We start from the raw sequence: 18,401 nt of genomic DNA on the forward strand, positions 1-18,401 counted from the left end.
ACAGGGGGAAGTCCCACCGGCACGTACTGTTGGCGGCATGGTCTTCCCATCACTCCAGCTGGCAACGATTCCCGCCGGCACCGTGGAGTTGCACGATGCACGGTCCGGTTCCAGCCGGGAGGTCGCGCTGCTGCCGTTCGAGATCGGACGGACCCCGGTCACGTGGGCGGACTGGGCTGCGGTCTTCGACGCGGCAGATCGACCCGGTACGTCACCTAACCTGCCCGCACATCCGGTGACCTGGTTTGAGGCAGTGCAGTGGTGCAACGAGGCATCTGCCATGGCCGGGCTCAGTCAGGCTTACCAAATCCGCGACCGCAAAGTCCTCTGGGAGGTCGACGCCGACGGGTTCAGGCTGCCCACGGAGGCAGAGTGGGAGTGGGCCTGCCGTGCCGGGACCAGCGGACCGATCTACGCGCTCCTGCGGGACATTGCGTGGACGGCGGCCGATCAGGTGGACGGCCCCCAAGAGGTTGCGCACAAGGCACCGAACGCGTTCGGTGTCTTCGACATGATCGGCAACGTCTGGGAGTGGTGCTGGGACTACGCCGATACCGCCCGCTATGGCGATTACCGGAGCCTTCGCGGCGGAGGCTGGGCCGACCCCGAGTGGAGCTCCCGGTCATCAGTCCGCCGGGGCAGTGCGCCGGACGCGGTCCTGGAGGACGTCGGGTTCAGGGTGGCTCGCGGGCCGGTGGGTGAATCCGGCGCCCAGACCGCACAAGGCTGGTCGGCGGCAGCCGACCAGCGCAGGGCCGGCATCCGTGGCCCGCGTCCGGTCGGATGGACACCGCTGCGGGACTGATCGGAGAACGGGATCAAGGGAACGGGACTGATCGGAGAACGGGACCAGGAGAACGGGACTGATCGGAGAACGGGACCAGGAGAACAGGACTGATCGGAGAACGGGACCAGGAGAACGGGACCCGGAGGACCGGACCAAACGACGACGGCGGGGCCACCGAAGAGGACCGGTTGCACTCCGTGACGTTGGACTCCGTTTCCGCCTGCGGGGATTCCCGGTATCGTGTGGTGATGGTGCGCAGCTTGGCTGATATCGGGGCAGAAGGTGTCCTGCTCGTGGGAGCCGGCCGCGCCATCTTGCTGCAGATCGCGAACCCGGCCGTGGGGCACGGCGTGGCCGAGCACAGCGACTTCGCTGGCCGCCCGCTCCAGCGGTTCCGTTCCACCGTCACGTACGTGTACGCCGTGGTGTACGGGACGGAGGACCAGATCGCGGCCGTTCGCCGCAGCGTGAACCGCGCGCATGTCGCCGTCCGCCGCCGGCCGGATGCCGGTTCCCCCGGGTACAGCGCGTTCGACGCACAGGCCCAGTTGTGGGTGGTGGCAACACTGTACGACACCGCGGTGATCATCTACGAGAAGATCTACGGCCAGTTGGACGACGAGACAGCCGATCTCATGTACCAGGACTACGCGCGGATTGGGACCGTCCTGCAGCTCCCGGCGGAGCTGTGGCCGGCCGACCGTGCAGCTTTCAGAGCGTACTGGGATGCACGCGTCCAGAATCTGGAACTCGACACCGTCACAGCCCGGGTAGGCCGCCAACTCCTTTACCCGCCCGCTGGCCCCCTCTGGCTCCGGATGAGCATGCCGCTGATCCGGTTCATCACCGCAGGTCTGCTGCCCGCCCACCTTCGGAGCGGCTACGGACTGCCGTGGAGTGACCGCCACAGCCGCCTGTTCGACCGAACCACCCGCTGGTCCGCGGTGCTGTATCCGCGGCTGCCGCGGGTAGTCCGGCACTGGGTCAAGGACTACTGCCTCGGCCGGCTCCGCACAACTTAGGAAGGTGCTGAGCGAAAGAAGGTGCCGGGCAGGAAGCGCACCGGGCATAGAACGCGCCCGGCAACGAACGCCCGGAGAGTTTCAGGCTTCGCCGCGGCGGAGCAGCCTCCCGGTGGGCGTCTGCCCGTCCACTAAGCTGCCGCGCAGGTAGGTTGCGCGGACGACGCCGGAGAGCGCCTTGCCGTCGTAGGGCGTGATCGGGTTCTTGTGCTTGAGCGTGGAAACGTCTACCACGAAGGCCTCGTCGGGCGCGAAGATGGAGAAGTCCGCGTCGTAGCCGAGGGCCAGTTGGCCCTTCATGTGCAGCCGCGCGAGGGCGGCGGGCTTCTCCGCCATCCAGGACACCACCTGTTCCAGGGCTATGCCGCGGTGCCGGGCTTCGGTCCAGATCAGGGAGAGCCCCAACTGCAATGAGGAGACGCCGCCCCAGGCCACGGCGAAGTCGCCGTTTTCAAGGTCTTTCAGGTCCAGGGTGGAGGGGGAGTGGTCCGAGACGATGCAGTCGATGGTGCCATCCTGCAGGCCCTGCCACAGCAGCTCGCGGTTGGCGGCTTCGCGGATGGGTGGGCAGCACTTGTACGGGGTGGCGCCGTCGGGAATTTCCTCGGCCGTGAGCGTGAGGTAGTGCGGGCACGTCTCCACGGTGAGGTTGACGCCGTCGCGCTTTGCGGCTGAAACGGTGGGAAGCGCGTCCGACGACGAGAGGTGCAGGATGTGTGCGCGGGCGCCGGTCCGTCGGGCCCGCTCGATGACCTCGGCGATCGCCTTGTTTTCGGCTCCGCGGGGGCGGGAGGCCAGGAAGGTTGAGTAATGGACACCGCCCGGGCGCGGGGCACTCTCGATCGCCTGCGAGTCTTCAGCGTGGACGATCAGCAGGGAATCAAAGGACTTCAGCTCGGCCATGTCCGCTTCCATCTCCGCTGGCTCAAGGGGTGGGAACTCGTCCACGCCGGAGGGCAGCAGGAAGCACTTGAAACCGAAGACGCCTTCATCATGCAAAGGACGCAGGGCAGCCATGTTCCCAGGGACCGCGCCGCCCCAGAACCCGACGTCCACAAAGGCCTGGTGCTCGGCCACCTCGCGCTTGAGCTTGAGGGCATCCACGGTGGTGGTGGGCGGGATCGAGTTCAGCGGCATGTCGATAATGGTGGTCACCCCGCCAGCCGCGGCGGCGCGGGTGGCTGAGGCGAACCCTTCCCACTCGGTGCGGCCTGGCTCGTTGACGTGGACGTGGGTGTCCACGAGGCCGGGGATCAGGGTTTCGTCGTCGGCGAGCTCGGTGAGTTTAGCGCCAGCGAGGCCTTTGTCGAGCGGTTCGATGGCAACGATTTTCCCGCTGCGGACCCCCAGTTCGCAGGCCCTGATGCCGGACGTAGTGAGGATCCGCTTGCCACGGATGACAAGGTCAAAACGTTCCTTCGACATAGAGATCCTCCCCTGTGTGCTCATCCTAGGTCCCTCCGGGGAGATGGCACAGTGAGGAGCCAGGGGCGTGCGCCCCTGGCTCCTGCCCGCGTGGATCGTTTTGTGAACACTCCACGCGGATGTTGAGCGACGTGCCTTAGTAGCGGCTGCTCTTCTCCCACCGGGTCCAGTCAGACCAGTGTCCCCTCTCGTCCGCGACACGGAATGAAACGAGTTGGTAGACGTCGTTTGAACCCCGATGGTCAGCGTGGTCAACACTGTGGATGGTCCGGGAGTGGTCGCGCCAATCGAAACTCTCTTTGAAGTAAGAGCTGCCAAGGAAATCGTCGTTGTGGCGGCCGCGCTCGTCTTCGTAGCGTAGTTGACGGATCTGGACCGTCTTCCCGCCTTTGCAACTTACGTCGATCCGGAAGTCGAACCTGTCGCCGCGAAGGTCGGTCGGATGGCGGGGCTCGACGGTACAGCCGTTCCGGCTTGTTTCGGCCTGGGCCGGTGCAGCCATTGCCACGGAACCCCCGAGCATACCTACCGACAGGACCGGAACCAGGGCGATCCTTGCCCGGGTCGAGCGGGTTTTCATAGTTGGAGTGATGGACATTTTTTTGCTCCTGTAAGGATGCGTTGCACATTTTTGGACAGCGCTGCACGGACGCGACTGAGCGTGACTGGTTTTCGTCAGTGTGGCGGCCGCAGCCTGCCCGTCCCATTTTTCAAACAGCACGCCCCGAATGAGCGGGGGCTTCACTCCGGATTCGAAATTAATGTTGGGATCCGGTACTTAAATGCTCCGCCTGTGTTTGCCCGGGCGCTAGGGGAGCCGGTACTTATTTGCCGGTTTTCGATTCAGGTGAGGCGGACCTGCCTGTTGACGTCTTTGTACAGCAGGTAGCGGAACTGGCCCGGCCCGCCGGCGTAGCAGGCCTGCGGGCAGAAGGCGCGCAGCCACATGAAGTCCCCGGCCTCCACTTCCACCCAGTCCGCATTGAGCAGGTACATGGCCTTCCCCTCCAGGACGTACAGGCCATGCTCCATCACGTGCGTCTCCGGGAACGGGATCACTCCGCCCGGCTGGAACGTCACGATGTTCACGTGCATGTCGTGGGCCAGGTCGTGGGGGTCCACGAAGCGGGTGGTCTTCCATGCACCCTCGGTGCCGGGCATTGCGACGGCTTCGACGTCCGAGTCGCTGGTGACGAAGGACTTGGCCTCGTAGCCCTCCAACCGCTCGTAGGCCTTGCGGATCCAGTGGAAGGAGACGATGTCGGCCGAGACGTTCTCCAGTCCCCAGGTGGAACCGGCGGCCAGGTAGGCGTAGCCGCCTGCGGCGAGCTGGTGGAGTTCGCCGTCGAGGGTCAGGTTGACCGTCCCCTTGGTGACGAAGACGACGCCTTCAACACCTGCCTCAAACTCGGCTTTGGGCGCGCCGCCGCCCGGGCCGATTTCCACAATCAGCTGCGAGAACGTGGTGGCGAATCCCGAGATGGGCCGGGCGATAATCCAGGACCGGGTGTTGGAGAAGCCCGGCAGGTTGCTGGTCACAATGTCGGTCATGACGCCCTTGGGGATGACCGTGTAGGCCTCCGTGACGATKGCSCGTTCCGTGGTGAGGTGGGTCTGTGGCGGCAGGCCGCCCGGGGGGTAGTAGTACTTGCCCATGGTTGGAGCCTTCCTTACTTCGAGGTGGACTGTGACGTGGAGACGTGCTGCGACGTGGAGGCGGATTGTGCGAGCCGCGGGTGCGCCAGTGCGGTCAGCTGGGAAAGCTCGACGCCGGCGAGCACCTGGACTTCGTCCGCGCCGACGGCGCCGCACTGGACGCCGCGCAGCACGAAGGCTGCCAGCGCCCGGGCGGTGGCGGGTTCGTCCATGACGCCGCCTTCGGTCTGCTCCACGTAGTTCCGCAGCCGGGCCGCGGCAGCTGGGAGTCCCTTGCGGTAGAAGGCGTAGGTGGCGGAGAAACGGCTGGGCAGCTGGGCCGGGTGCAGGTCCCAGCCCTGGTAATAGCCGCGCTCCAGGGATCGCCGCACCAGCCGGCCGTGCAGCTTCCACGCATCCTCGACAGCGTCGCCCACCGGGATGATGTTGGTGGAACCATCGGACAGGCGGATTCCGGTACCGGCCACCGCGAGCTGCATGACTTCCTTGGCGAAGTCGGCCACGGGATGTTCCATGGACTGGTACTCCGCTGAGATCTGCAGGGATGCCGAGTAGTCGTACGTCCCGTAGTGCAACCCGCTGATGCGGCCGGGAACAGCGTGCGGTAGCTGCGCTACCGGCGAGGTTCCCTCCGGCCCGAGTATGAGCTGGGGCGTTTCCACCTGGACCTCGAACCGCAGCCGGCCTGCACGGAGCGAGTGCACCTGCTCCAACCGGGACACAGCGTAGTCCATGGCCTGCACCTGGGCGACGGTGGTGACCTTGGGCAGGGTGAGGATCAGGCCCTCCGGGAGTTCACCGGCTGAGGCCAGTCCGGAGACGAACAGGTCCAGGGTCCGCAGGCCACGTGCTCTCGTGGGTGCCTCGAAGCACTTGAACCGGATCCCGATGAACGGCGGCGCCGTGCCAGCGGCGACGGCCGCGGCCACCGCGTTGGCGGTAGCAACGGCGTCGGCGTCTTCTGCCTCGTCACCGCGGTGGCCGTAGCCATCCTCGAAGTCCAGGCGGAGATCCTCGATGGGCTCCGACGCCAGCTTCTCTACCACCCGTGAGGCGACTGCCGCAGCCAGTTCGGCGTCCTGGCCCAGCAACCGACCCAGACGGGCCACGCCGCCGTGTGCTGCCGCCGTCGCGAGCGCCTGCGCGCCCCAGTCTGCCGCGAGCGACGGCGTAAACCGGTCGGCGGGGACGTAGACGCTGTGGACGGGCTGGCGGGAGCCGTTGTCGCCCGGGTAGTTCCGCTCCAGCAGGTGGTCGGTGGCCGCCAGTTGGGCATCGATGTATGCAGTGTCCGCCGAGGACAGCGCAGGAGTGGGGGACACCGCCATGCCTTAGTCCACCAGTTCGTACGCGGGTTCGGTGAGGAAATCGGTGTAGTCCTCGGACAGGCAAATGTTTTTGATCAGGTGGCTGGCCGGCTCGTAGTAGCCCACGAACGCTTCCTCACCGACCTCAGTGCGGAGCCGTTCCGTTTCCTCGCCCAGGATTTGATCCACCAGTTCCCGGGTCACGGTGTTTCCCGTGTCAGCCAAGACGGACTTGTTCCGGATCTGCTGCCACACCTGGGAACGGGAAATCTCCGCGGTGGCGGCGTCCTCCATCAGGTTGTGGATGGCCACCGCACCGTTGCCGGACAGCCAGACGGCGGTGTAAGCGACGGCGACGTACAGGTTGAGGCGGAGTCCCGCCTCGGTGACCTGGCCGCCGGCCGAAGCGATGTCCAGCAGCTGCTCCGCGGTGACGGAAACTTCCGGACGCTGTTTATCCAGCTGGTTGGGGCGGCCGCCCTCTTCCGGGTTGCCGAGTACGCCGTCGAACACCTCCTGGCAGGTGGGGACGAGGTCGGGGTGGGCCACCCAGGAACCGTCGAACCCGTCGTTGGCCTCGCGGGTCTTGTCCGCGCGGACCTTCGCGAAGGCGGCCGCGGTGACGTCGGGCTGCTTGCGGTTGGGGATGACACTGGCCATGCCACCCATGGCGAACGCGCCGCGCTTGTGGCACGTCTTGACCAGCAGTTCGGTGTAGGCGCGCATGAACGGTGCGGTCATGACCACGGAGGCGCGGTCCGGGAGCACAAATTCTTCGCCGGCGTCGCGGAAGTACTTGATGATGCTGAACAGGTAGTCCCAGCGGCCGGCGTTCAGGCCCGAGGCGTGGTCCCGCAGTTCGTACAGGATCTCGTCCATCTCGAAGGCGGCCGGGATGGTTTCGATCAGCACGGTGGCGCGGATGGAGCCCTGCGGGATGCCGAGGAAATCCTGCGCGAAGACGAAGACGTCGTTCCAGAGCCGGGCCTCAAGGTGGCTCTCCATCTTGGGCAGGTAGTAGTACGGGCCCTGGCCATTCTTTATGAGCTGTTGGGCCACGTGGAAGAAGTGCAGGCCGAAGTCCACCAACGCGCCGATGGCGGGTTCGCCGTCGATCAGTACATGTTTCTCCCGCAGATGCCAGCCGCGAGGCCTGACTACCACCACCGCCAGCGGGGCGTCCGTGCGCAATGTGTACGCCTTGCCCTCGGGCGAGGCGTAGCTAAGCGTGCCCCCGGCGGCATCGCGGAGGTTCAGGATGGCGTCAATGACGTTGCCCCACGTCGGCGTGCTGGCATCCTCCAAGTCAGCCAGCCAGACCTTGGCACCGGAGTTCAGGGCGTTGATGGCCATCTTGGCGGGTGACGCGGGCCCGGTCATTTCAACCCGGCGGTCCTGCAACGGTGCAGGTGCCGGGGCAACCCGCCAGTCACCGTTGCGCACGTCCTGCGTTTCCGGCAGGAAATCCAGCTTGCCGGTATCCGCCACCCGCTGCCGCTTCACCCGGCGGGCGGCAAGCAATTCCTGGCGGGTGCCGGCGAAACGCTGGTGGAGTTCCTCGATGAACGCCAGCGCCTCGGGAGTGATGATCTCCTCCGCACGGTCGATTGGCTGGGAATCTGTCACGGTGATGGCCATTTCTGGTCCTTTCGATGGCTGTGGGGCAGCCTGTGGGGCGGGCGGGTCAGGCGGATCTGTTGGTGAACCTAGCAGAAGCCGGCGATGCCGGACCAGGCCGTCTCAGCGGGGATGGCATCCTCGCGCTGGACTGTGGCCTCGATCAGGCCGTAGGGCCGGTCTGCCGCGAAGAAGACCTCGTTGGGGTTATCGAGGCCGAACGGCGAGAGGTCCACCAGGAAGTGGTGCTTGTTGGGCATGGAGAACCTGATCTCGTCGAGCTCCTGGTGGGCTTCCAGAACCTTGGTGCCCATGTCGAACAGGGTCTGCTGCAGGGCGTGGGAGTASTTCTCCGTGAAGGCTTCGAGCAGGAGGGCCTTGATGTCCGCGTAGCTCTTGTTGAAGTCCAGGCCGCTGAAGTCGGTCCCGGTCTTGAAGCGCCAGCGGGCGGAAACATCGGTGGCCAGGATGCGGTCGGTGGTTTCCGGGAGAGTGGTGTATTTGTCCTTGGCGAAGCCCACAAAGCCGGACTGGGTGGACTTCAGGACGGTGAGGTCCTGGAGACCGGAGATCAGGTGGGTGGCGGCGCCGTCGCGGACCAGGACGGCAGTGCGGACTTCCTGGCCGTTGCGCACGAAGGAGTGGTGATGGCCGGAACCGTGGGCCTGGATGCGGTCCCAGCTGTAGGACTCTGCTTCCCAGCGGCCGCCGGTGACCCAGTCGAAGCTGGACGTGAAGTGCTCGCCCAAGCGGAGGAGGAAGGCCTCGGGGGAGCCAATGCCGTCACGGGCAAAGGCATAAATGGTGTTCTTTTGAGTGTCCGTGGCCACCACGTGGGCGTTGTCGCCTTCAAGGTGGGCCGCCTCGAAGTCACCGCGGAGCTGCGACGTGACGTTCAGGTCCTCGATTTCGTGGCGGCGGGTGTCGCGGGTTATCTTCACGACCCGGACTTCGGCCTTTCCGTACTGGTTCTGGCCGAGGACGATGTTGCTGCTCATGTTCAGATTCCCCACTTCATACGTTATTTCCTGGCGCTGACGGACGGGCTGGTTGGCGGGACGGCTGGCGTGCGGACTGGCGGGACGGCTGGCGGCAGAGCCTGGAGCAGGCGGGCCGCGGCGCTCACGGCGATGACCGCCGGGGCTTTTCCCCTCACCTCGGGCAGCCCGATCGGGCACTGGATCCGGTCCATGTCCGACTCGCTAAAGCCTTCCGCCGCCAGCTTCTGCCGGAACCGTACCCACTTGGCACGCGAGCCGATCAGTCCCACGCTCCCCAAGTCAGCGCGGCGCAGCGCAGCATTACAGAGCAGGAAGTCCTCGGAATGGTCGTGGCTCATGATGAACACGTGCGCGCCCGCCGGAAGGTCACCCAGGAACGAGTCCGGAACCGGTGTGTGCACCGCGTGCACGTCCGCCACGCCGGCCGTCACGTCTGCCAGCCGTGCCGCGGCGAGCTGCTCTTCGCGGCTGTCCACCAGGTACAGGGTCATGGGCATCCGGGAGAGGATGCGGCCCAGTTCGTAGCCAACATGCCCGACGCCGAAGATCGCCACGGTGGGAAGGGAGAGGAAGGGTTCGAGCAGCACCCGAACCTTCCCTCCGCAGCACTGCCGCCCGTGCTGTGTGGCTGCATGCTCGTTGAGCGAGAACTCGGTGTTTTGGGGTGCAGTGACGCCGCTGGCCATCATGTCCCGGGCTTGGTCCACCACGGTGGCCTCGAGGTTACCGCCGCCGATGCTGCCCCAGCTGGCTTCGGCACCGACCACCATTTTGGCGCCGGCTTCCCGTGGTGCATGGCCGCGCACCTCGGACACCGTGGCCAGGACCCCGGGTAAACCCGCGGACCTCAAATGCTGCAGGGCTTCCAGCCAGTCCATGTCAGGGCGCTCCCGTCGTGACTGGTGGGGGCGTGACGACGGGCGGGGACGTCATGTCTGGCGAGGACTGGGCGGCCGGCGCCGCCGTCGTGACGGGCGGGCGGTCGCTGCCGTCAGGATTACCCGAAGCGGCGAAGACCCGCTCCAGCGCCCAGAACACTGCCTCAGGGGTGGCCGGAGTGGCCAGTTCCACGGAGCTGCCCGCCGGACCGAAAGCCGCAACTGCCTCCCGCAGGGCCTCGCGGACGCTGATGGCCAGCATGAGCGGGGGCTCGCCCACGGCCTTCGATCCGTAGACCACGCCGCTTTCGGTGGCCCGTTCGAACAGGTGGACGTTGAACTCCTCGGGCATCTCCGAGAAGCTGGGCAGTTTGTAGGTACTCGCCGACTGCGTGGTCAGCCGGCCGCGCCCTGCGCCGTCGGACACGTCCCAGCGCAGGTCCTCAAGGGTCAGCCACCCCGCCCCCTGCACGAAGCCCCCTTCAATCTGCCCAACGTCGATCAACGGCGAAAGGCTGTCGCCGACGTCGTGCACTATGTCTGCGCGCAGCTGTCGGTAGGCGCCCGTGAAGCGGTCCACCTCCACCTCGGTGACCGCCGCGCCATAGCTGAAGTACTTGAACGGCTCGCCCTGCATCCGGACGCTGTCCCAGTGCAGTCCCTCGGTCCGGTAGTACCCGGCGGCCCAGAGCGGGACCCGCTGGAAGTAGGCGTCGTGGACCACATCGGCGAAACTCAAGGCGCGGTCGTGGAACCCGATCCCCGTCACCATGCCGTCGTGGAACCGCACATCGTCCGGGTGGATGTTCAGCTTCCGGGCAGCCACCTCGGCCAGCCTCGAGCTGATCTGCTCGCAGGCGTTCTTGACGGCCCCGCCGTTCAGATCGGCGCCGGAGCTTGCCGCGGTGGCCGACGTGTTGGGCACCTTGTCGGTCCGGGTGGGAGCCAGCCGGATGAACGCGAGCGGAACGCCCAGCGCGGTTGCCGCCACCTGGCGCATCTTGGTGTGCAGGCCCTGGCCCATCTCGGTGCCGCCGTGGTTGATCAGGACGGACCCGTCCTTATAGACGTGGACCAGCGCGCCGGCCTGGTTGAACGCGGTGAGGTTGAAGGAGATGCCAAACTTCACGGGCGTTATGCCGAGTGCCCGCTTGATGTTCGGATGCGCTGCGTTGAAGGCCGCGATGCGCTCACGCCGCCGTGCCACGTCCGCGCGGTCAAGCAGCGACTGCCAGATGGCGGTCAGCCGTTCCGCATGGCGCACCGGCTGTCCGTACGGGGTGGCCTGTCCTGGCTCGTAGAAATTCCGACGGCGGAGCTCGCTTGGCTCGAGGCCCAACAACGGTGCGCAGCGGCCCAGGATGTCCTCGATCACGAGCATCCCCTGAGGACCGCCGAAACCGCGGAACGCCGTCTGCGACGTTTTGTTGGTCTTCGCGATCCGGCCGTGCACCTCGACATGGGGGATGTAGTATGCGTTGTCGATGTGGCACATGGCCCTCGCCAGTACCGGTTCAGAGAGGTCCAGGCTCCAGCCGCCGTCGCTGGTGAGGGTGGCCTTAAGCGCCTGGAGGCGGCCGTCGTCGTCGAATCCTGCTTCCCAGCGTGCGTGGAACGGGTGGCGCTTGCCGGTCATGGTGATGTCCTGGGTCCGGTTGAGGCGGAGCCGGACCGGGCGTCCGGTCAGGCTCGCGCCCAGGGCGGCGATGGCAGCGAAGCCGTGCGGCTGCATCTCCTTGCCGCCGAAGCCGCCCCCCATCCGCAGGCACTGCACCGTCACCTCATGGTTGTGGAGGCCCAGCACGTGCGCCACGATTTCCTGGGTCTCGGACGGGTGCTGGGTGCTGCAGTGCACAAAGACCTGCCCGCCCTCGTCGATGTAGGCCAAGGACGCCTGGGTTTCGAGGTAGAAGTGCTCCTGGCCGCCGAACTCGAACTCGCCGCTGAAGCGCCGGGCCGCGCTCGCCAAAGCCTGGTCCGGTTCACCCCGCGCAAGTGTCGGCTGGTTCCCCTGGAAGCTCCCGGCCGCCATGGCTTCTGTGAGCGTCAGGAGCGAAGGCAGCGCCTCATACTCCACCGCCACCTCCTCCGCACCCAGCCGTGCTGCCTCCAATGACTCGCCGAGGACCCAGCACACGGCCTGGCCGTGAAACATGACCTCGCCGGGGAAGAGGGGTTCGTCGTTCTTGGTGCCGGAATCGTTGACACCCGGAACGTCCGACGCCGTCAGCACCTTCACCACGCCGGGAACCTCCAGCGCGGGTTGGGTCTGCAGTCCGATGACCCTGGCATGGGCGTGCGGTGCCTGGACTGGCCAGGCGTGCAGGACATTTTGGGAGCGCACCACAAGGTCGTCGGTGTAGAGGGCCGTCCCGGTCACATGCGCGGCCGCGCTCTCGTGGGAAACCGGGACCCCCACCACGGGATTGACGGGACGTTCTGCAAGGGATTTCACGGCGCCACCTCCGCGGCGTTCTCGGCATAAAACTTCAGCAGGGCCTGCCTCAGCATGGCCGAACGGTAGAGCGCACTCGCGCGCATGTCATCGATGGGTGTGCCCTCGTCCGCCATCACGGCGGCCGCCGCGGTCACCGTGTCCGCGGTCCACGGCTGGCCCGTCAGTGCCTCTTCGGTTGCGGTCGCCCGAATCGGGGTGGCCGCCACACCACCGAGCCCCATCCGAACTGAAGCGACGACGCCGTCGGCCACCCGCAGCGCAATGGCGACCGACACGCTGGAGATGTCATCAAAGCGCCGCTTGGCGATCTTGTAGAACGCGGTGTTTTCGGCCAGGGGCAACGGAATCCGAACTGCGCGGAGCAGTTCCCCGGGTCTCCTGACGCTCTGCCGGTACCCGGTGTAATACTCCGCGAGCGGCACCTCACGCTCCCCGTTAAGGGAAGTCAGAACCACCCGCGCGTCCAAGGCGAGGAACGCCGGCGCGGCGTCGCCAATGGGGGACCCGGTGGAAAGGTTCCCGCCGAAGGTCGCCGCATTCCGGATCAAGCGGGAGGCGAACTGCGGAAACAGCTGGCTGAGAAGGGGCACCCGGCCGGCGAGGCCGCGTTCGGTCTCCGAGAGGGTGAGTGCTGCACCGATCTCAACCTGGCCGGCGTCGAACATCAAAGTCCGCAGCTCCTCCAGACGGTCGATGGCGAGGACCAGCGGCGGCCGGGAATGCCGAAGGTTCACTTCGACGCCGAGGTCAGTTGCGCCTGCGACCAGTTTTGCGTCCGGGTTCTGCTGCAGGGTGCGGAGGACTTCGTCCAGCGTTTGCGGGCGCAGGAACCGTGCGCCGTTCTCCGTTCGGGTGTGCTTCGCGGCCGGAGCCGGGCGGCTTTGCCGGGCCAGCAACGGGTCTGCGGCCGGCGGGTTCCCGAGTGCGTAGGCCGCATCCCTGAGGGGCCGGTAGCCGGTGCACCGGCAGAGGTTCCCGCTGAGGGCATGGAGGTCGAACCCGTTGGGGCCGCATTCGTGGTCGGTGGCGTGCCCTTCACCCACGGCGCCGGTCCCGGTGTCCTGCTGCACCTGCACCTGCGCACTGGCCTGCGCCGGGCTCCGGTCCGGGCGATAATACTCAGCCGCCATCGAGCAGATGAAGCCCGGAGTGCAGTATCCGCATTGGGACCCGCCCCGGTCTGCCATTTCCTGCTGGACGGGGTGGAGGTCTTCCCGGGCGGAGCCGGGCACGGACGCCGTGCCCAGGCCTTCTGCGGTGATGATTTCCTGGCCGTCGAAGGCCAGGGCGGGAGGCAAACACGCATTCACGGAGGTCCAGCGGCTGCGATGGGGCCCGTCAGGCCGGGCGACCAGGACGGCACAGGCCCCGCATTCGCCCTCGGCGCAGCCTTCCTTGGCACCGGTCAGGCCTTCGGCGCGCAACCAGTCAAGGAGCCGGGTATGCGGGCTGGCGCCGCTGCAGTCGCGGGGCCGCCCGTTGACCACTACCTTAATTCCGTCCATGCTCCATCCTTGCCGCGAGCACAGCGGAAAGCCAGAGCTCCGCCGCCGGCGTGTTCCGGACCCCTATAGTCGAGGGATGGAACAGCGGATTTTAGGCAAGACCGGACGTAAGGTCTCCATCGTGGGACTGGGCACCTGGCAACTCGGCGCCGATTGGGGCAATGTTGACCCGGCTCAGGCGCAGGCCATCCTGGCGGCATCTGTCGAAGCCGGCGTCACTTTCTTCGACACTGCGGACGTCTACGGAGACGGCAGGAGCGAGCAGGCCATCGGAAAGTTCCTCGCGGACAATCCCGGGCTGGACATCACTGTGGCAACAAAGATGGGCCGCCGCGTGGCCCAGCAGCCGGAGAACTACACCCTGGCCAACTTTCGGCAATGGGTGGACCGGTCCCGCAAGAACCTGGGCACCGACACCCTGGACCTGGTCCAGCTGCATTGCCCGCCTACGCCGGTGTACAGCAGCGCCGAAGTTTATGACGCCCTGGACACACTCGTTTCCGAGGGTGCCGTCCGCAATTACGGCGTCAGCGTGGAGCGCACCGACGAGGCGCTGGAAGCAATCCGCCATCAGGGAACCGCTTCGGTCCAGATCATTGTGAACGCGTTCCGGCTCAAGCCCCTGGACGAGGTCCTCCCCGCTGCGAAGGCAGCAAACGTGGGCATCATCGCGCGCGTGCCGCTCGCATCGGGCCTGCTCTCCGGCAAATACACGAAGGAAACCACCTTCGCCGAGAACGACCACCGGAACTACAACCGGAACGGGGACGCCTTTGACGTCGGGGAGACCTTCTCCGGCGTGGACTACCAAGTGGGCCTCAAGGCTGTGGCCGAGTTTGAACAGCTGGTCCCTGCCGGCGCCAGCACCGCCCAGGCGGCCATCGCCTGGATCGCGGCGCAGGATGGCGTCACCGCAGTGATCCCCGGTGCCCGCAACGTGGAACAGGCGACGGCGAACGCTGCCGCGGCGTCCGTGGGCATCACCGAAGAGTTCGACGACGGCGTCCGCTGGATTTACGACCACTACTTCCGGGCCGCCATCCACCCGCGCTGGTAGCTCAGCTGCCGCGGTACGTGGAATAAGCGAACGGGCTGAGCAGGAGCGGCACGTGGTAGTGCACCCCGGACTCCACCACGCTGAAGGTGAGCGTCACCTCGGGGAAGAACGTTTCGGTGCCGCTTGCTGCGAAATACTTTCCCGTATCAAAGGCCAGGCGGTAGGTTCCCGACGGTAGGCGCTCCGGCCCCAACTGCTTGATGCGTCCGTCCGAATCCGTCACGCCCCCCGCGATCCGGACCCAGCCGTCGCCGTCGAGCACGTGCAGGGATACCGCCACGTCCGCCGCCGGCTGCCCGGAGCCGGTGTCAAGTACATGGGTGGTGACGTGGGAGATGCTCATGTGCTGATCAGTCCTTCGAGTCGGAGCAGTGCGATTTCCCGCAACTGCTGGCCAATGATGGCTTGTTCCTCGTCGCCAGTGTGGGCGAGCCTGGTGTTGAGGGCGGCGAGGATCTCCGTGCGGCTGCGGCCGGCAGCGCGGATCAGGAAGACCTGCCCGAATTTCTCCTCGTACAGCCGGTTGCCCTCTGCCAGGGCCTCGGCGATGGCTTCGTCGGCCGCCCCCAGCCCCGCCTGTTCCGCCGTGGACAGTCTGGCTTCCCTGCTGTCGCCCTTCGCCCGCTCACCGATCCGCGGGTGGTGGGCGAGGGCCGCCCCGATTTCTGTCTGGGTGAAGGGGTGCGCTGCGGACCGGGCGGCCGCCAGGAGCGCTTCGGGACTGGAAAACGGCCGCCCGGAGGCGAGCTCGTCGATCCAGCGCCGGATGTCCAGGCAGGGGCGGAGATATTCGGCGGCCTCCGTGCGGCTAGCCGAGTTGAACTGTTCAAGCTGCATGAGACAGGTCCTCATATTTTGATGCGGGGTGTCAACCGGCCCTGCAATTTCAGGGCGGCAGTTTCCGACCCTGCGAGTGATTCAGACATACAGAGTCTCAATCAAGGTCGAATCTATATTTTTCAATTCTCAATTATTGACCTAGGGTTGCCGGTGTCGCGGACGTGATGCCAGGCACAACCGACGCCTGCTGCAATTGTCCGCCGCCCCAATTCCACGGCTGCCCGAGCCGCCAAGGCTAAACACGCCGAAAACACGTGAAAGAGAGTCACCGTTGACTAAAGCTGCCTATAACGTCCAGGACGTTATCGACAACACGCCCATGGGGGTGAAGCGCTGGTCCGTCATAGCCCTGTGCTTCGTGATCGCTTTGCTGGACGGTTTTGATACCCAGTCCATCGCCTTTATCGGCCCGGCCATTGCCGACGATTTCGGCCTGCAGGCCACCGACATGACCTGGGTCATCATGGCCAGCACCATCGGCATGTGCGCAGGTGCCATGACATTGGGCACGTTCGGCGACAGGATCGGCCGCAAGAAGACCATCCTGCTGGCACTGGTCCTCTTCGGCGTGTTCTCCCTGGCCGGAGCCTTCGCCCAGACGCTGGAGCAGATCATCGTCCTGCGGTTCCTGATCGGTCTCGGCATGGGCGGGGCAACACCGGCACTCCTGGCCCTGACGGCGGAGTTCAGCCCGAAATCCCGCCGCGGCACGTTTATGACCCTGGTGCTGCTCGGCCTGCCGGGTGGTGCGTTGCTTGGCGGTCTGGTGGCCGCGGCCTGGCTTCCCGTGATGGGCTGGCGCGGCATCTTCCTTGTGGGCGGCGTGCTTCCGTTGGCGCTGCTTCTGGTCTGCCTCAAGATGCTCCCCGAGTCCCCGGTGTTTCTGGCCACCAAGCGGACACCTGCCGCGCAGGCTGAGGCACGCAAAATCATGGCAGCCATCTCCGGGACGCCGGTAGATCCGGACGCTGAACTGGTTACCGAGGATAGGAAGGAAGAACGGAGCTCCATCTCCGCGCTGTTCTCCGCGAAGTACCGGATGGTCACCATTGCCGTTTTCGCCACCTATCTATTGAACTGGATCGCCTGGTACCTGCTGCTCCTCTGGATGCCCACAGCGCTGAAGACGCTGGGGCTCGCAGCTTCGCAGGCCGCTATGGGGACCGTGACCGTTAACGGCGCGTTCATCCTCTTCGCCATTCCGCTGTCCATGATTCTGCCGAAGGTCAACGCGCGAAAACTGCTGCTGGTCATGTTCGGCGCCGGGATCCTCGTGGCGCTGGGCCTGGGACTGGCTGGTTCCAACTTCGCCTTGGTCTTTATCCTGATCGGCCTGGCCGGCTTCGGCATAGGCGGCCAGCAGCTGGCCCTGAACTACCTGATCGCGAACGCCTACCCCACCCAGCTGCGGGCCACGGCCACCGGCTGGGGCATCGGAATCGGCCGCCTCGGCTCCATCGTGGGTTCAGCCCTCGGCGGGCTCATCCTCGCCGGGTTCGGTGCCTCCGGTTACTTCATGACCCTGGCTGTCCCGCTGGTCCTCGCAGCCCTGGCCACCTTGCTGGTGCGCAACTCGGTTGCCGCCGCCGCAGTGGAGGCTGAAAGCGATCCGGCGTCAGCGCTGAATCGCGAACCTGCCCTTTAGCGGGCGAAGACGCAGAAGCGCCGGCGCGGAAGGTGCCGCGCAACCCCAACGAGCAGGCAGCGCCCATCCTGTTTATGGCCTCCGATGATGCCAGTTACATCACCGGCACAGTCCTTCCGGTGGGTGGCGGCGGCCAGGACTAGCGCTCGTCTCTTGAGACACAAAACTGAAGCGGACGACGCCGGGGGTGCCGGCGTCGTCCGCTTCTGTTTGCAGTGTTACAGGTTTGCAGTGGTACCGAAGCTGCTAGTCCTCGTACATCGCGATGAAGCGGCCCACCACGCCGCCCTTGCGCAGCTTGTCGATTGCGTCGGGGATGTCCGCCTGGGTGATCAGGTTCATCGGCGGGTTCAGCTGCCCGGACTTCATCAGGGCGTAGAGGTTCTCGAGGTCTTCCTTGGTGCCCGACTTGGAGCCCTTGATCGAAAGCTGGTTGATGATCAGCGGGTAGGTGTTGATGGTGGACTCGAGGCGTCCCATGCCAACCTGCACCAGGGTGCCGAACTCGGCAAGCGTCTCGAGCGCGGCCGCCGTGGTGGTGCCGAAGCCGGCGTAATCAACAATCAGGTCCAGCTTCTTGTCCTTGAAAGCTTCGATGGAGTCCGCAACTCCGGCCAGGCCGATTTCGTCAGCGAGCTTCTGCGTCTCGGGATTCACCTCGGCGCCGTACACCTCTGCTCCGGCCAGCACGGCGACGCGGGCGCCGATATACCCGAGGCCGCCGAGTCCGATCACGCCGACCTTCATGCCGGCCTTGGCTCCGCCGACGGCCATGATGGCGTGGTACGCGGTGAGTCCGGCATCCGTTGCCATGGCGCCGAGTTCAAAAGTGACCTCGTCCGGCAGCTTGACCAGGTTGTCGTCCGTGGCGAGCAGCTTGGGGCCGAAGCCACCGTCCCACTTGCCGTAGCCGATGGCGTCACCGTCGCTCATGACGGGGGAGAGGCCCACGCGGTCGCCGATCTTCCAGTGGTCCATGCCTTCGCCGACCTCGGTGATGACACCGGCGTTTTCGTGGCCCATAGTGCGGGGGAGTTCGGGGAACAGCGGCATCCAGCCCGCGTCGTCAAGGGCAGTGACGTCGGAGTGGCACACGCCTGCGGCCTTGACGCTGACAACGACCTGGCCCGGACCGGTAGCCGGTTCCGCGACCTCGTTGAGTTCCAGTGGGTTGTTGGTGCCGCTGAACTGCCATGCCTTCAT

General features: G+C 66.0%; 16 protein-coding genes. 4 read left to right on the forward strand and 12 right to left on the reverse strand.

Annotated elements, in window-relative coordinates:
• Nucleotides 1-37 precede the first annotated feature (37 nt).
• On the forward strand, nt 38-805 hold the full coding sequence (locus AC1DIM_RS12195) for a formylglycine-generating enzyme family protein (RefSeq protein ID WP_477710750.1): 768 nt from the start codon (nt 38-40) through the stop codon (nt 803-805).
• Between the two features lie 230 nt (nt 806-1,035).
• The gene (locus AC1DIM_RS12200) at nt 1,036-1,809 is read left to right on the forward strand and encodes an oxygenase MpaB family protein (protein ID WP_477710751.1); all 774 of its coding nucleotides are present in this window, start codon (nt 1,036-1,038) and stop codon (nt 1,807-1,809) included.
• A gap of 81 nt (nt 1,810-1,890) precedes the next feature.
• On the opposite strand, the gene allB is transcribed toward AC1DIM_RS12200, so the two are convergent.
• The 9 genes from allB to AC1DIM_RS12245 form a co-directional block, all read right to left on the reverse strand.
• On the reverse strand, nt 1,891-3,234 hold the full coding sequence (allB, locus tag AC1DIM_RS12205; protein WP_477710752.1) for an allantoinase AllB: 1,344 nt from the start codon (nt 3,232-3,234) through the stop codon (nt 1,891-1,893).
• Nucleotides 3,235-3,370: 136 nt separating this feature from the next.
• A complete protein-coding gene (locus AC1DIM_RS12210; RefSeq protein ID WP_477710753.1) occupies nt 3,371-3,814 on the reverse strand; it encodes a hypothetical protein in 444 nt (147 codons plus the stop codon).
• 263 nt (nt 3,815-4,077) lie between these two features.
• Nucleotides 4,078-4,890 (reverse strand): bifunctional allantoicase/(S)-ureidoglycine aminohydrolase, encoded by an 813-nt coding sequence (locus AC1DIM_RS12215; protein WP_477710754.1) that lies wholly within the window; start codon nt 4,888-4,890, stop codon nt 4,078-4,080.
• Nucleotides 4,891-4,904: 14 nt separating this feature from the next.
• On the reverse strand, nt 4,905-6,218 hold the full coding sequence (locus AC1DIM_RS12220; RefSeq protein ID WP_477710755.1) for a DUF6986 family protein: 1,314 nt from the start codon (nt 6,216-6,218) through the stop codon (nt 4,905-4,907).
• Between the two features lie 3 nt (nt 6,219-6,221).
• Nucleotides 6,222-7,835, reverse strand: a complete 1,614-nt coding sequence (aceB, locus tag AC1DIM_RS12225; protein ID WP_477710756.1) for a malate synthase A — start codon at nt 7,833-7,835, stop codon at nt 6,222-6,224.
• A 68-nt stretch (nt 7,836-7,903) separates the two neighbouring features.
• Nucleotides 7,904-8,812, reverse strand: a complete 909-nt coding sequence (gene pucL, locus AC1DIM_RS12230) for a factor-independent urate hydroxylase (protein WP_477710757.1) — start codon at nt 8,810-8,812, stop codon at nt 7,904-7,906.
• Between the two features lie 23 nt (nt 8,813-8,835).
• Nucleotides 8,836-9,693: a xanthine dehydrogenase accessory protein XdhC gene (xdhC, locus tag AC1DIM_RS12235; RefSeq protein WP_477710758.1), complete on the reverse strand. Its 858-nt coding sequence runs from the start codon at nt 9,691-9,693 to the stop codon at nt 8,836-8,838.
• Nucleotide 9,694: 1 nt separating this feature from the next.
• The gene (gene xdhB, locus AC1DIM_RS12240; protein WP_477710759.1) at nt 9,695-12,148 is read right to left on the reverse strand and encodes a xanthine dehydrogenase molybdopterin binding subunit; all 2,454 of its coding nucleotides are present in this window, start codon (nt 12,146-12,148) and stop codon (nt 9,695-9,697) included.
• Complete coding sequence (locus AC1DIM_RS12245; RefSeq protein WP_477710760.1) at nt 12,145-13,656, reverse strand: xanthine dehydrogenase small subunit; 1,512 nt, start codon at nt 13,654-13,656, stop codon at nt 12,145-12,147. Before AC1DIM_RS12245 ends, xdhB begins: the two co-directional genes overlap by 4 nt.
• Before the next feature lie 76 nt (nt 13,657-13,732).
• Here AC1DIM_RS12245 and AC1DIM_RS12250 point away from each other — a divergent pair, with 76 nt between their 5' ends.
• Nucleotides 13,733-14,713 carry an aldo/keto reductase gene (locus tag AC1DIM_RS12250; RefSeq protein WP_477710761.1) on the forward strand — a complete coding sequence of 327 codons (981 nt, stop codon included), beginning with the start codon at nt 13,733-13,735 and terminating at the stop codon, nt 14,711-14,713.
• A 1-nt stretch (nt 14,714) separates the two neighbouring features.
• Here AC1DIM_RS12250 and uraH read toward each other — a convergent pair whose 3' ends face one another.
• Nucleotides 14,715-15,056 carry a hydroxyisourate hydrolase gene (uraH, locus tag AC1DIM_RS12255; RefSeq protein ID WP_477710762.1) on the reverse strand — a complete coding sequence of 114 codons (342 nt, stop codon included), beginning with the start codon at nt 15,054-15,056 and terminating at the stop codon, nt 14,715-14,717.
• Nucleotides 15,053-15,550 carry a 2-oxo-4-hydroxy-4-carboxy-5-ureidoimidazoline decarboxylase gene (gene uraD / locus AC1DIM_RS12260; protein ID WP_477710763.1) on the reverse strand — a complete coding sequence of 166 codons (498 nt, stop codon included), beginning with the start codon at nt 15,548-15,550 and terminating at the stop codon, nt 15,053-15,055. The genes uraH and uraD overlap by 4 nt, the downstream gene beginning before the upstream one ends.
• 274 nt (nt 15,551-15,824) lie before the next feature.
• Between uraD and AC1DIM_RS12265 the strand changes: the two genes are divergently transcribed.
• Nucleotides 15,825-17,198 (forward strand): MFS transporter, encoded by a 1,374-nt coding sequence (locus tag AC1DIM_RS12265; RefSeq protein WP_477710764.1) that lies wholly within the window; start codon nt 15,825-15,827, stop codon nt 17,196-17,198.
• Nucleotides 17,199-17,444: 246 nt separating this feature from the next.
• Here the strand turns inward: AC1DIM_RS12265 and AC1DIM_RS12270 are convergent, their stop codons facing one another.
• A complete protein-coding gene (locus AC1DIM_RS12270) occupies nt 17,445-18,401 on the reverse strand; it encodes a zinc-binding dehydrogenase (RefSeq protein WP_477710765.1) in 957 nt (318 codons plus the stop codon).

The organism is Pseudarthrobacter sp. 01T43, assembly GCF_056398665.1.

Coding starts and splice junctions, on each gene's coding strand:
- AC1DIM_RS12195 (WP_477710750.1), top strand. CDS start 38: ATGGTCTTCCCATCACTCCAGCTGGCAACGATTCCCGCCGGCACCGTG.
- AC1DIM_RS12200 (WP_477710751.1), top strand. CDS start 1,036: ATGGTGCGCAGCTTGGCTGATATCGGGGCAGAAGGTGTCCTGCTCGTG.
- allB (WP_477710752.1), bottom strand. CDS start 3,234: ATGTCGAAGGAACGTTTTGACCTTGTCATCCGTGGCAAGCGGATCCTC.
- AC1DIM_RS12210 (WP_477710753.1), bottom strand. CDS start 3,814: ATGAAAACCCGCTCGACCCGGGCAAGGATCGCCCTGGTTCCGGTCCTG.
- AC1DIM_RS12220 (WP_477710755.1), bottom strand. CDS start 6,218: ATGGCGGTGTCCCCCACTCCTGCGCTGTCCTCGGCGGACACTGCATAC.
- aceB (WP_477710756.1), bottom strand. CDS start 7,835: ATGGCCATCACCGTGACAGATTCCCAGCCAATCGACCGTGCGGAGGAG.
- xdhC (WP_477710758.1), bottom strand. CDS start 9,693: ATGGACTGGCTGGAAGCCCTGCAGCATTTGAGGTCCGCGGGTTTACCC.
- AC1DIM_RS12245 (WP_477710760.1), bottom strand. CDS start 13,656: ATGGACGGAATTAAGGTAGTGGTCAACGGGCGGCCCCGCGACTGCAGC.
- AC1DIM_RS12250 (WP_477710761.1), top strand. CDS start 13,733: ATGGAACAGCGGATTTTAGGCAAGACCGGACGTAAGGTCTCCATCGTG.
- uraH (WP_477710762.1), bottom strand. CDS start 15,056: ATGAGCATCTCCCACGTCACCACCCATGTACTTGACACCGGCTCCGGG.
- uraD (WP_477710763.1), bottom strand. CDS start 15,550: ATGCAGCTTGAACAGTTCAACTCGGCTAGCCGCACGGAGGCCGCCGAA.
- AC1DIM_RS12270 (WP_477710765.1), bottom strand. CDS start 18,401: ATGAAGGCATGGCAGTTCAGCGGCACCAACAACCCACTGGAACTCAAC.